Consider the following 12,531-nt stretch of genomic DNA (forward strand, 5'->3'; position numbering starts at 1 on the left):
CGATGATGGAGACCTCCGCGAGCCGCTCGGTGAGCGTCCGCGCGTCGAGCTCGCGCAACTCACTCGCGTGGAGCAGTCGGCCTGGGCCCACCGGGAGCCCGGCCGCGCGGGCCACCGACTCCGCGGTGGCGGGGTGGTCACCCGTGATCATGATCACGCGTACGCCGGCCTCATGGCAGCGGCGCACGGCGTCCCGGACCTGCGGCCGCAGCCCGTCGGCAATGCCAATCAGTCCCAGGGCGACGAGGTCCCTCGGGTCTTCCAGCGGCGTTTCGACAGCTCCCTCTGCCACGAGCAGCACCCGGAGGCCGTCACGCGCAAGTCCCAGCGCCGTCTCCTGTAAGGTCTCCAAGCGGTCCGGACTCGGATCTCCGGAAGGATTGGCCATCGCGGCGCAGCGCGGCAAGAGGAACTCAGGGCTGCCCTTGAGGACCACCCGGTCGCGGAGCCTGACCGCATGGTACGGGCGGACGGAGTCGAAGGGCAGCTCCTCGAGTCGGGCCGGACTGCCCGCATCCGGCAGGTCAAGGGCGCGGGCGGCCTCGAGGATCGCCGCATCCGTGGAGTGAGCGAGGGCGTCGCCGCGGTCGAGGGACGGACTCGCGAGGGCCGCCGCGGCCAACAGCCGGCGGGCGGGATCCGAGACGAGCGGGGAAACGTCCTCGGTCCCCGCCGCGGTCACGAGGCGCTGGACCCGGAGCTGCCCGCGTGTCAGGGTGCCTGTCTTGTCCACACAGAGCACACTGACCCGCCCCAGGGCTTCCACGGCTGCGGGTCTCCTCGGGAGCACTCCCCGTCGGGCCAAGCGGCGGGCGGTCGCGGCCTCACTCAAGCGCGCGAGCAGAGGCAGGCCTTCGGGCACCGCGGCCACGGTAAGACTTGCACCCAGGGCGACCTGACTGACCACGGGCGCACCCCGGGCGATCCCCGCGACCGTGACGAGCGCCCCCGCGGCGACCGACACCGGCAGACTGAGGCGCGTGAGCTGCGCTAGACGCGCAGCCAGGCGGTCCCCAGGAGGCAGTACGTCTCCCAAGGCTTGCCGGGTGGCCCCCAGGCGGGTATCCTCGCCGACCCCGACTACGACCGCCCTGGCGCTGCCACTGAGGACGTCCGTACCGGATAGGACGATGGCCCGCTCGTCATCCGCTCGGCTGTCCTTGACCACCGGCACCGACTCTCCCGTCAGCGCCGCTTCATCCACCCGCAGGCTCTCGCTGTGGAGGAGCCTGGCGTCCGCGGGGACGCGGTCCCCGAAGCCGAGCAGGATCACGTCCCCGGGGACGAGCTCGGAGGGGGCGAGGAGTCGTTCGACCCCGTCGCGCAGCACACGGGCAGGCGGTGCACTCAGGCGGGCGAGGTGCGCAGTGGCCCGGGAGACGCTGTGCTCCTGCCAGCTGCCCACGGCCACATTGAAGAGAAGGGTTCCGAGGAGGATGACGAAGTCGAGGTGAGCACCTACCAGGAAGGAGAGCAGGGCGCCAGTAGCCAGGACAGCGAGAAGCGGTGAGTTCAGCTGATCCATGAGCGCCCGCCCCCAGGAACCCTCCGCCCGGTCGAGGGGCAGTGCCCTGCGACGCCGCCGGGCCTCCGCCTCACTCAGCCCCTCAGGCCGACTCTGCAGGTGCTCCAAGACCTCGGCCGGGGAGAGGCGGGCCCAGCGCTCCGGTTCGGGATCGACGAACCCAAAGCCCGTCGGGTCCTCCCCTCCCCGCAGACGCATCCAGCCGGCCACCAGGGCGAGGAACGCGCTTCCCGCGGACACCAGAGCGAGGGCCGGCGAGGGTCCCCCTCGGAGTCCGAGCCCCGCGGCGAGCCCGTTCGACGCCAGGGAGAGCGCCACACTATCGCGGACCGCGAGGTCGCGCCGATGCCCCGCTTCCACTAGAGCGGCCACCGACGCGAGCCGTTGGACCACCGCGTCCGCGGTGGCATCGAGGGGACGCCGGTGGGGCGCCACGAGGACCGAAATGTGCGCCGCCGCGCAGGCCGGACCCGTCTGGCCATGGTCCGTCACGTAGAGGACGACCTCTCCCTGGGCCCGGAGGTGGTGGACGAGTTGCGCGGCATCGGGAGCCACTACCGTCTCCACGTCGGCCCCGCGGAGCCACGCGGGGACGGTCCCATGAGGGATCCGAACGAGGAGCCGCGCACCGGTTTGCGCACAGGCCCGGCGGAGGGGGTCGAGATCCGCCGAAACCCTCGGCCGGAAGGTCCAGACGGCGACCACATCACCGGAGGGCACCCGCTCCAGGGCGAGGACCACGGGGGCCTCCGCATCAGCGGGTCTTGCCCCGTCCCGGTCCTCGTGCTTGCCCGGAGTCACGCGAACCAGCCGGTAGTGGGTCTGCACGTTCCTCACAGCAGCGACTGGGTCGGCGGGAGGAAACAGGCTCCGCCAAAGCGTGCCGTGGGCCGCCTCGCTGGCCCACACCGTCGCCTCGGCGACGCTCACCGACGGGTCGAGGATGTGGCATCTGTCTAGCTGGAGCCCGTCCACGAGCAGAGCAGGATGGTCGAGGAGGACGACGGTGGGCCGGACCAGCCGACGGCCCGGGCGCAGGGCTGTGATGAGGGCTCCCCCTCGCAGAGCCCGGGCCACCGCCCCGAGGTCTGCGGCCTCGGCTCCGATCAGGGCGGTCCGCGCGTTGACCAGGACCAACACCTGTGTCGCTATGCGCAGCGAACGGGTAACAGCCCCCGCCAGCCCGGCCGAGGCGAACGCCAGCGGAGTGATCAGCCGCAGGTACTGGGAGAGGACCCGGGGGTAGGGGGGCGCCGCGAGCAACCGCCGCGGCGGGGTCACCGGCCCCCAGACCCCCGTGAGTTCCCCGTCCATCACGAACGTGCCGGCAGGGAGCCGGATCGGCGCATAGCACAACTCCACGGTCCCGTCCGGCCGGATCACCAGCGCGCCCCCGCGGACGGCGTCCAGGTCGAAGGAGAGCCGGTCGGGAGCCCGCACCGCTGCCTCCCCACCCGGACGGCGGACCGGAGTCCGTAAAAGCATCGACTCATAGCGCTGCCATGCCCGCCTCCATGGGAACAGGGCAGAGAGGAGGCGGAGTCCTTCGGCGAAGCTGACCACGAGTCCGTGCTGCTGGCCATAGGCGGTGTGGGCGAAGATGCTCGCAGAGCTGGTCACGATATCCGCCGCGGCCGGGCCGACCGCCCGTCGGAGTCCTTCCCGAAAGGCCGGGAACCCCCGTGCGATGGTCACCCCGTCGGCGATCAGCGCGGGGACGGGGCTCGTAGCTAGGGGGAGGGGACGCCCCAACATCCTGCGGACTGCCAAAAAGACGAGGGCTGCGCTCGCGGCCACGGTACGGCCAGCCGCGTACAGGAGGGGTCCGCGGTCGGTCGGAACGGTGGCTCGGTAACGGAGGAGAGGCTCTTCAGGGATCGGCAGGCCACTCAACGCCTCAAGGATCGCGTCCAGGTCCACGACGTCGGGGTCGTGCTCGACGAGCATCCGCCCGGTCGCCACACTCGCCCGGACGGTGACGGACCGGAGCGTCGACAGCAGGTGTTCGAGGTCTTGGGCCAGACGATGGTTCCCGTGAAGGCCCGCTACCCGGAGACGGACCCGCTGCCACCGGCGACCTTCGCGGTCGACCTGGACCGTGCGTTGATCGACGGCCACGCGATAGGGGGCAAGCGGAACGGAAAGGATCCGCGCGCCTTCCTCGTCGAGCGGCAGACCTCCGCCGATCCCCTCGCGGATCGCTGCCACGATCTCGCCCTCGCTCGCCCCGTGCGGATCGTAACGGACGAGAAGGCTACCCGTCCACGGGTTGGCTTGGACCTGCAGCCCTCGCGCCCTTAACTCCCGCGCGAGCTCATCCAACCGGTGGGACTCAGCGCCATGGAGTCGAAAGCGGATCCGCCCGGGCAGCCGGTGTACCACGCGCAGTACGGCCGACCTGGGCGGTCGGGAACCCCTCCCCGCTGAGGCCGCGGGGCGCCCGGGAGGAGCATGGTCTACTTCGGCCGCCTGCTCCGCAGGCCCGGGGTTCGAGTCGACTGCCATTGTGCCCGAAGAGCTCTCGCTTCGGCGACGATGTCCTCGACTTCCTCCCGCACACGGGCAAGCAGGCCACGCAGCCGCCGCGCCGCCACAGAACCGATCGCAGCGCCCCAGAGAATTGCCTCGTCCAGCAACTGCTCGGCCCGAGCCACAGCCGCGGGGACAGCCGGTTCCTCTGCTCCTTCCTCAGGGGCCCCCCTGCCTTGGGAGACCGCCCCCTCTCGCCCGACGCCCTCCGGTGGGGATGGACGATCCGCTTCCACGCTGCCTCCCACCGGCCTGACCCGGCGACCTTCCGGACGGTCCGCAGGGCCCTCCGGTAGATCGGTCTCGTTGCGGGCCGGCTGCTCGGCTTCCGGCATCGTCGTCTCCCGATCGGACTCCATGACCTCGTCCGGCGCCCTGAGGCGGCCGCTGCTCAGTTAGAACCCGCGAGCGCTGTGGAGCGCGGCCGGGCGCCCGAGCCCGCCAAACCGTCCCGAACGCCGCGGAGGAGCGTTCGGGTGGTGGCGGCCGCTGCGAGGGCGCCCGCAATCCCGTACACGAGGCCCTGGCGGAGGGTACGTCGGACGCGCGGAGAGAACAGCAGGGCCGACGCGAGGAATGCGATTGCGGTTTCCGCTTCGACGTAGTCCTCCAGGTCCCACATCGTGTCCGCCTCCCCTTCCCCCTCCAGGACAAGATCCAGTATATCCCCGTCGTATTCCGTGTTCAACCGCATGGCTGTCCAGTACCCTCCCGCGCCTTGACTTCGATTCGAAGGCCATGACCCCGGAAAAGCCTCACGATGAAACGTTAAGGCCGCATTAAACGACACAGAAATTCCGTAGGGGTGCTCGCCGCGCTCCCTCCCTGCTCCGCGAACTCTGGCCTCCGCGTACTTCCGCTGGCCCTCCGAATCCGGTGCCTAGGGTCTTTCAGGCGCCGCCGCGCTCACGGATGGGAGTGGCATAACTCTTCGGGGAACACTCAGGGCCCACGGAACATTTGCCCACCGCGCGCTGCGCGGAGGTCACCGAGGGCCCCACGTGGTGACCCCTGGTGTCAGCCGCGCGAGCAGGTTCCCGTCTGTGTCCCGCAGGGTTACGACAACCCTGCGCACGATGGCCCGGCCCATCCCCTTCTGCCGATGCCAAGAGGCGCTTCCGTCCGCGCTGAGCTCGTGGACGACCACGGCGGGCAGGTTTGGGCCCGCCTCCCACTCCAACGTCACCTTCCGCTGCCCGGGGTTGAGCTTGGCCGAAACCCGGAACCTCACCTCGTCCCCTACCCGCCTGCTCTCCACCGAGAAGTCCACGTGCCAAGTCCGGCCATCACCGCCCACCACCGTGCCTCGAAAGCGGAAAGAGGCTTCCTGACTGTCCGGCCACTGCCCCGCAGCAGCCGCACAGGCCCGCCGGCGCACCTTCAGCCCCTCGGCTTCTTTCCCACCGACCGCGATCACCGTGTCCCGGATCTGCGGCGGCAGCCGTCCCCGCCGGGTGCTCACAATGGGTCGGCCCGGGATGCTGATGACGTGGATCACCCCGGCGTCGTCCCATCTAAAGGCGAGGCGACCTCCGGATCGGTTCAGAAACTCGTAGTGGTAGAGGCCCTGTCCCGTTGGCTCATGCCTCACCCAGGACCGGTACCAGAACGGCCAGCTGCGGTGCTCGACTCTCCCGCCCGTCGAGCACCATTCTCCGGGTCTGGCCTCACGGGCATCCGACGCTGATTGGCTGGTGAGGATGAGGAGAAAGACCGCAACCCAGAGCGCCGTACCTGGCAAAAAGTCACGCCCATTGGCCCCGGGAGGATGCTCTATCGGCAACCTAGCGGTTCCTACCACCGCGAGCCTCTGCCCTCCTCCGCAGCCGTGCTGCTCACTGCCCACTCAGATACTTATCTACCTCGGTGAGAATATGCTTAGCGACACTAAGCAACGTGTCGGCCTTCACCTCCATTTCATCCCTCCTCCTAGGCCTGCGCATCCGGGGCTTGCCGGGTTCGGCGAGATCCATCTCATGAATGATCTCGTTCCTCGTATTCAATGCCCCCAATCGCCGCCTCGTGCTTTGCCAAGAACACGTCGGCAATCCCTAGGTATTGCTTAACACGCCGCAGCTGCTCATAGGACTGCATGCTCTCCGACAATAGGTCCTCCCGCAACATTGCAATGGCCCGCTTCTTCGGGCTCTCGCTAATGAGCAATTCCGCGAGGACCCTGCTGTCTGGTCCACCGTCGTCCCCGGCACGTCTGAGCCTTCTTGCCACGTAATCCTGTAGGGCTTCATGCGTCATTTCCGACCGCTCGCACAATGTATCCAAAGCGTCCTGGTGAGTATCTGCTTCACGGTGGCATCAAGCCCCGCGCCAGCCATGACTACAACGGCTCGTAGCAAGTCTTGCTCCTCCGTTTTCGGCGCGCCGCCCCCTCACCTCTTTTGGAGATCGCCGTATATCTTTAGGAGATGCGAGCACGACTGCTTCACACTACGGTCCCTCCCACGACCTAATCCACTATTCGGATGCGCGACCGTCTGAGGCGCTTGTGGCGGACTTCTCCCGTACGGCGGCTCAGATTCGCGAACCTGGTGCGAGTTCCTGCACCCCATCCACTTCCAGCCAGTCGTGTTCCACCTAAGTCACCTCGTGCCAAGGGAACCGTGCCGGGTCGCGGAACCTCGTGCGGACGCGGCGTGCTCCGACAGTCCGTCACCCCGTTGGACCCGGCGGGAATTGAGCCGACTTCGGCAAGAGGCCTTGCGTGCCGGCGTGTCACCTCAGAACGCTGGCCTGCACCTTCAGGAGGTTCGCGCGCCCCACGGTGCTGGGACTCTCAGCCGCCGTACAGCTCCCGCATCGTCCGGTCGAAGAACTGCCGGCCCGCGTCCAGGCGCTTGCGGAACTCCCGCTTCAGTACCCGGAGGTGGACGCGGCCCGCGTCGGTGATGGAGAGGGCCCAGCGCCGGCGGCCCTCGGGGTTCACCCAGCGCCCCTCTACGTAGCCCTCCGCGATGAGGCCCCGGACCACCTTGGAGACCGTGCCCTTGTTGGGGACCCAGAACCCCTCCCCCCCCAGACCTCGGATCCTCCGCAGGAGGTCCGCCTCGCTGAGCCCGGAGGCACCTTCGAGGAAGTGCAAGACCAGCAGGGCCACAAGCCGCTGGGCGCTCGTGATCCCCAGGTTGATGGCGGTGGGCGGCATACCCGATCTACCAAACAGAGATTCGCGGTCACCCGCCCGGTTCCTGCTGAGGGCTGCTGGCAGGAGACATGGCCCCACCACGCGTTTCCAGGCGAAAGCTCCGGCGGCCCGGGCGCTGCACCCGAGCCGCCGGAGCCGCGGTGGACGGGTCGCTTACCTCCTCGGGGTGTCCGGCCGCCCTCCGTCTCTGTCAGGCCCGCCGGGCGGCTCCCCGGGGGGAGGTGTCGGCACTATTGGTTGGCCGGGGCCAGGTCCAGGGGCTGTGATCATCTTTTGGTTTCTGAACTCCACGTTGACGGTCTGGCCCGGGCCCACGGTGACCGACACGGAGGGTGGGGTCACCGGCGTCCACCCCGCCTGCACCACTTCCGACACCGTGTAGGTCATGGGAGCCCCCGGGCTACCCGCAAGGACTGTCTTCGAGCCTACATACCGTGAGGAAAGCGAGGATGGGGCAGGGCGAGGAGCCGGAAGCGCTTCTGGTCCGGCGACCGCGGCCGGGGACGAGGGGGCGTTTGAGGCCCTGTTCCGGAGGTTCGAGCGTCCTCTGTAACCGGTACTTCCTGAGGATGGTGGGGGACGGAGACGCCGCGGAGGAGCTGGTGTGTGAGACCATGGCAGCGGTGTGGAAGAGCGCTTCCCGGTTCCGGGGAGAGGCGCGGGCCTCCAGTTGGATCTTCGGCATCGCGCACCGCCGGGCCCTCGATTTCCTGCGCCGGCAGCCGCGGCAGGTGTCTTTGGGGGACGCCGGAGCGCTTCCCGCGCAGATGGATCCGGAAGAGGAGGCAGAGCGGGCGGATTTGGTGGAGCGGGTGCGCAAAGCCCTCAGCCAGCTGTCGCCCGAGCACCGGGAGGTGGTGCACCTGGTGTTCGACGCCGGGTTGTCCTACCAGGAGGTCGCGGAGGTCCTGGGGGTACCGGTGAACACCGTGAAGACCCGGATGTTCCACGCGCGGCAGAAGCTGCGGGGGTTGCTGGAACGGGAGGGGGTGTAGGGACGGCCGGAGAGTGCCCGCAGCCCGAGCTGGCCGGGCTGCTTCCGTGGTACGTGAACGGCTCGTTGCAGGAGGAGGAGCGGCGCCTAGTGGAAGGGCACCTGCAGACCTGTGAGGTCTGCCGGCGGGAAGCGGGGCTGCTGTCCGCCGTGCGCCGGGCGGTGGAGGCGGACAGGACCGAGCTGCGTCCCGCGACGGACCTGTATGCCCGGACGAGGGAGCGCCTGCGCGACCGATCCCTGCTGAGCCGGGCGGTCAGGGTGCTGGGTCGGGCGGTGGCGCCGGTCCCTCTGTATGCGCGGCTGGTTTTTGCCGCGCAGCTGGCGGTCATCGTGGTGCTGGTGGGGATTCCAGTTACGGAGCAGGCCCCTACCACCCTGTCCGGTCCGCCGGAGCCTGCGAGGGGTGGTGTGCGGATCCAGGTACTGTTCCGGGAGCAGGCAACGGCCGCGGAAATCAGCCGGGCCCTTTCCGCGGCGGGGGTGGGGACCGTGGACGGACCGAGCCCTCTGGGGGTGTATCTCGTCTCGTGGAGGCCGAAGCCGGAAAACCGGCTTCCGAGGTGCTCCGCCGGGTAAGGGATTCGGGCGTGGTGGCCTTTGCGGAGGTAGTGGAGCAGGGGAGGTAGGGGCGTGGGACGGCAGTTGCTTGTGGGCGTGCTGGCCGTCCTGGCCGTGTGGTCCTCCGTGGCCGCCCGCCCCGCCAGAGCCCTCCACCCCTGCGCCCACACGGCAACCGCCCGAGCAAGTCATCGCCCTGCTCGCGGTCACGGACCCGGATCGGGCCGGTCGGGTGGCGGAGGAGATCGCGCGGCAGGTCAACGGCGTGGTCCGCTATGTGTACCCGCTGCTTTCCCAGGAGGCCACGCTCGTCGTCCTGGAGGTGTCGCCGCCCGCGAACCTAGCCATCGGGATTGCTCGCCGGCATCCTGAAGTGATCGAGGCCGATTTGAACAGCGCCTACGAGACCCAACAGGACCCTCTTGCGCGGCATCAGGTTGCCTTGCGGGCGACGGGCGCGGACAGGGTGCACCGCTTTCTGAGGGGGCGAGGCGTGGCAGTAGCGGTGGTGGACACCGGGGTGGATGTGGCCATGAAGACCTGAGGGAGGCGGTGGAGGCCGCGGGGACCTTCGTGGAAGGGATGGCTGGGCTGACGGCCGACCTCCATGGGACGGAGGTGGCCGGCATCATCGGAGCCCGGCGCAACGGGGTGGGGATTGTGGGGGTGGCGCCAGAAGCGCGGCTCGTGGCCTTGCAAGCCTGTGTACCGAAGCGACAGGGCGGCCGGGAAGGTGTCTGCCTGGGGCACCGGGTGGTGCGAGCCGTGGATACGGTCCTGAAACTCGGCGTGCGGATCCTGAACGTGAGTTTCGGAGGGCCGTCGAACCGGGCGGTGAACCGGGTGGTGCTGAGGGCCGTGGCGCAGGGGGTGGTGGTCGTGGCGGCGGCCGGGAACAACGGGCCTCAGGGGCCCTGGCTGTATCCCGCGGCGCTGCCGGGGGTGTTGGCGGTGGGCGCATCGGAACCTGGGGGCGAGCCCTGGTCTCGGTCAAACCTGGGAGGTCACGTGCGCCTGCTGGCCCCGGGAGTGGACGTGCTGACCACGCTGCCTTCGGACCGGTACGGGTTTGTAACAGGGATCTCCTACGCAGCCGCGGTGGCGAGCGGTGCAGTGGCGCCCGTGATGGAGGCGGTGCCGGACCTGTCGCCGGAACAGTTGACCGCTGCCCTCCGGCCCGCGGCGGCAGGAGGTAGGACCGGGGTGCCGGCTCAGCTCGACATCTGCAGGGCACTCGCCCGCATCGGGATTCCTGAGGTTTGTTTGTCGGGACACGGGTGAGAGGGAAGCGGGAGCGGCTTCTCTTCCAGGGCGTCGCCCGGCGGAGGCAATTCCGGACGCGGGGATCAGCCCCAAGTGTCCACGAACCGGCTGATGTCGCCCGCGAGGAACCGAGCCAGCTGCGTCCGACGAAGGGTGAGGAGAGCGATGATTCTGCGGTTCATCCGCAGGGCCGCGTCCAGCAAGGGCAAGGCTTCCCCCCGCAGCCGCACGCGGTCCTTCGGGTCTAGCGGGGGAAGGGATTCCACCGCCTCCATGAGTTCCTGGCGGCGGCGCAGGCATTCCGCCAGACGCTCGATCTCTCCCCGCTCTGCGGCAACCGCAGCCTGCTCGGTGCAATGCAGAATCTCCCGGTAGGTCTCGCGGTGGGCGTCCATGGATCAGTGCACACCCGCCCGGGTCTTGCGCTCTGCCTCCGCCCACGCTTCCCGCAGCTCCGCCACCCACCCCCGCACCCGCTCCAGCTCCGCGGCATCCCGGTTGCGTCTGGCTTCCCCCATGCGTTCGAACAGGTACCGGTAAAGGCTGAGGAGGTGGTGGGCCAGCTCGTACCGAAGATCCAGACAGGCCATGAGCTCCAGCACCACCTGCTCCGCCCGAACCACCGCCTGGTGGGCGGTGCTCTCGTTGCCCGCCCGGTAGGCGCGGATGGCCTCGTCCAGAAACCGCACGGCACCGTCGTACAGCATGACCACCAGCTGCCCCGGGGTGGCAGTGGAGGCGTGAAAACTCCTGTAGGCAAGGGCCGCGGGCTTCATGAGCTCCTCCCTCCCAGGTTGCGGATCTGCATCGCAAGCCAGTCCCCTTGGCTGCGCAGCTGGCCCAGGCTCTTCTCCAGCTCCGTGAACATGCGGACGAGCTGCTCCCGCTTGCGTTCCACCCGGTCCTCCCACCGCGCGATCTGCTGGTCGTAGGTGCGGATGCGGCTGTTGAGGGCGTCCACGGCCCCCCACACGGGGCCGTCCACCTTGGTGAGCCCGTCCGCCACCTCCCGTAGCCTGCTGCCCGCGGCCTCCAGCACCCGCCGCGCTTCGTCAAACCGGCCCTGCAGGGCGTCGGAGAGCTTCGACTCGTCCAGCGTGAGCCTGCCGTCCCGGCCCACCCGCACCCCCAGGTCGCTGAGCCGCCTGAGGGTCTGGTCGGCCACTTCCGTGCGGAGGACCGCGTCCGGCAGCTGGGCTTGGATCCGCTGGAGGGTCCCGTCGCCCTGCAGGGCCCCGCGCTGCCTGGTGTTTGGGTCGTACCGCCCGTACTGGCTGAGGGCGTCTGCGACGTCGTTGTACGCGGCCACGAACTCCCGCACCGCTCTTTTGACCGCTTCCACATCCTGCTCCACGGTCACGGTGGCCGTACCGGTGGCCGCCAGCGCCAGGGTGACCCCCGGCAGGAGGTCCGTGACCAGGTTGGTCGGACGGTGCGCCGTCACAGCCCCGCTGCCCGTACCCAACACCACCTCCGCGTCCTGGGCCGGGCTGAGCTCGTGGGGGAAGCCCAGCGCCTGCGTGCCACCCACCAGGCCGCTGGCGTCCACGGACACCGCCCCCGCCTGCCCGGAGGTCCTGGAGGTGACCAGCAGGCGGTAGCCGCCGTCCACCTGGACCACCGCGGCGTACACGCCTGCGCTCGCGGCGTTGATGGCCGCCGCGATCCCCGAAAGGGAGTTCTGGCCGTCTGCGACGGTGACGTCCTTGGGGCTCCCGTTGACGGTGACGGTCAGGGTCCCGGTGCCGAACACCAGGGCGTCCTTGTCCGCAACGGTGTCGGTGCTCAGCTGGTGGGCGGAAGCCAGCCGGCTGACGGTGACCGTGTAGGTGCCGGGTGGAGCACCCGGGCCCGCGGAGGCCACCACGACGCGGGTGTCGCTGCTGGTGGCCCTGGCAGCCTGGTAGGTGAGGCCCCTTGCCAGGGTCGCGGCCCGCTCTTCCAGGGCGGCCAGCTTGCTGTTCAGGGCCCGCCAGGCCCCAAGCCTCGCGTTGGCGTCGCTTTTCCGGGCCTGCAGCTTCCGGACCGGCGCCCGCTCCACCTCCAGCAGCTTGTTGATGACCTCCGTGGTGTTCAGGCCCGAGATCAAGCCGTCGACGCTGAACGTGGACACTTCAGCCCTCCTCCGCCCCTCCCTGCCCGGGGACCGGGGCCAGCTTCAGGACACGCAAGGACCGTGCCGCACCCTCTCACACCCGCACGTCCAGGCCGCCCGCGCCCAGGAGGAACTCCACCACCTGGTTGGGCGGGATGGTCCGGATGGTCTCGCCGGTGCGGGTGTCGTAGATGCGGACCAGCACCCGGCCTGTGCGTTCGTCCACCACGAACTGGGCGGCCACGTCCAGGGCCGAAGCCACAGGCTGCCGCTGCACCCCGCCCTGCTGGGCCGGGCCCTGGCCGTTGCCGCCGCGGACCCGCTCTTCCCGTGCCGGCTGTGGCTCGGGCTTTTTCGGGCTGCCTGAGCTCGGCGGAGGGACCTGCATCGTCACCACCTCCCCG

Annotated in this window: 12 protein-coding genes; 4 read left to right on the top strand and 8 right to left on the bottom strand. The window is 69.6% G+C overall.

The features are described from left to right. From N0A24_07120 to N0A24_07135, 4 genes are all read right to left on the bottom strand, one after another. The coding region (locus N0A24_07120; GenBank protein MCS7173151.1) for an HAD-IC family P-type ATPase at window positions 1-3,847 on the bottom strand (3,847 nt) is incomplete at its 3' end. Between the two features lie 598 nt (window positions 3,848-4,445). Continuing rightward, complete coding sequence (locus N0A24_07125) at window positions 4,446-4,748, bottom strand: hypothetical protein (protein ID MCS7173152.1); 303 nt, start codon at window positions 4,746-4,748, stop codon at window positions 4,446-4,448. Window positions 4,749-5,039: 291 nt separating this feature from the next. Then, entirely contained in the window at window positions 5,040-5,645 is a 606-nt protein-coding gene (locus N0A24_07130) for a hypothetical protein (protein MCS7173153.1), read from the bottom strand. Between the two features lie 1,200 nt (window positions 5,646-6,845). After that, the gene (locus N0A24_07135; protein MCS7173154.1) at window positions 6,846-7,214 is read right to left on the bottom strand and encodes a PadR family transcriptional regulator; all 369 of its coding nucleotides are present in this window, start codon (window positions 7,212-7,214) and stop codon (window positions 6,846-6,848) included. A 515-nt stretch (window positions 7,215-7,729) separates the two neighbouring features. Between N0A24_07135 and N0A24_07140 the strand changes: the two genes are divergently transcribed. The 4 genes from N0A24_07140 (at window position 7,730) to N0A24_07155 (ending at window position 10,050) form a co-directional block, all read left to right on the top strand. Beyond that, the gene (locus N0A24_07140; protein MCS7173155.1) at window positions 7,730-8,209 is read left to right on the top strand and encodes a sigma-70 family RNA polymerase sigma factor; all 480 of its coding nucleotides are present in this window, start codon (window positions 7,730-7,732) and stop codon (window positions 8,207-8,209) included. A gap of 38 nt (window positions 8,210-8,247) precedes the next feature. Then, complete coding sequence (locus N0A24_07145) at window positions 8,248-8,787, top strand: zf-HC2 domain-containing protein (GenBank protein MCS7173156.1); 540 nt, start codon at window positions 8,248-8,250, stop codon at window positions 8,785-8,787. A 214-nt stretch (window positions 8,788-9,001) separates the two neighbouring features. Further along, on the top strand, window positions 9,002-9,313 hold the full coding sequence (locus N0A24_07150; GenBank protein MCS7173157.1) for a hypothetical protein: 312 nt from the start codon (window positions 9,002-9,004) through the stop codon (window positions 9,311-9,313). A gap of 8 nt (window positions 9,314-9,321) precedes the next feature. Beyond that, the gene (locus tag N0A24_07155; GenBank protein MCS7173158.1) at window positions 9,322-10,050 is read left to right on the top strand and encodes a S8 family serine peptidase; all 729 of its coding nucleotides are present in this window, start codon (window positions 9,322-9,324) and stop codon (window positions 10,048-10,050) included. 65 nt (window positions 10,051-10,115) lie between these two features. Here N0A24_07155 and N0A24_07160 read toward each other — a convergent pair whose 3' ends face one another. From N0A24_07160 to N0A24_07175, 4 genes are all read right to left on the bottom strand, one after another. After that, window positions 10,116-10,427 carry a hypothetical protein gene (locus tag N0A24_07160; GenBank protein MCS7173159.1) on the bottom strand — a complete coding sequence of 104 codons (312 nt, stop codon included), beginning with the start codon at window positions 10,425-10,427 and terminating at the stop codon, window positions 10,116-10,118. 3 nt (window positions 10,428-10,430) lie between these two features. Continuing rightward, window positions 10,431-10,808 (bottom strand): flagellar export chaperone FliS, encoded by a 378-nt coding sequence (gene fliS, locus N0A24_07165; GenBank protein ID MCS7173160.1) that lies wholly within the window; start codon window positions 10,806-10,808, stop codon window positions 10,431-10,433. Continuing rightward, on the bottom strand, window positions 10,805-12,145 hold the full coding sequence (gene fliD / locus N0A24_07170) for a flagellar filament capping protein FliD (GenBank protein ID MCS7173161.1): 1,341 nt from the start codon (window positions 12,143-12,145) through the stop codon (window positions 10,805-10,807). Before fliD ends, fliS begins: the two co-directional genes overlap by 4 nt. 76 nt (window positions 12,146-12,221) lie before the next feature. After that, window positions 12,222-12,515, bottom strand: coding sequence for a flagellar protein FlaG (locus N0A24_07175; protein MCS7173162.1), 294 nt, complete (start codon window positions 12,513-12,515; stop codon window positions 12,222-12,224). Window positions 12,516-12,531 lie beyond the last annotated feature (16 nt).

It is taken from the genome of Armatimonadota bacterium, assembly GCA_025059775.1.
Lineage (GTDB): Bacteria > Sysuimicrobiota > Sysuimicrobiia > Sysuimicrobiales > Sysuimicrobiaceae > Sysuimicrobium.

What these genes read in the sequence shown, in the direction of transcription:
- fliS (MCS7173160.1), bottom strand. Translation starts at nt 10,808, where the DNA reads ATGAAGCCCGCGGCCCTTGCCTACAGGAGTTTTCACGCCTCCACTGCC.
- N0A24_07125 (MCS7173152.1), bottom strand. Translation starts at nt 4,748, where the DNA reads ATGCGGTTGAACACGGAATACGACGGGGATATACTGGATCTTGTCCTG.
- N0A24_07135 (MCS7173154.1), bottom strand. Translation starts at nt 7,214, where the DNA reads ATGCCGCCCACCGCCATCAACCTGGGGATCACGAGCGCCCAGCGGCTT.
- N0A24_07175 (MCS7173162.1), bottom strand. Translation starts at nt 12,515, where the DNA reads ATGCAGGTCCCTCCGCCGAGCTCAGGCAGCCCGAAAAAGCCCGAGCCA.
- N0A24_07160 (MCS7173159.1), bottom strand. Translation starts at nt 10,427, where the DNA reads ATGGACGCCCACCGCGAGACCTACCGGGAGATTCTGCATTGCACCGAG.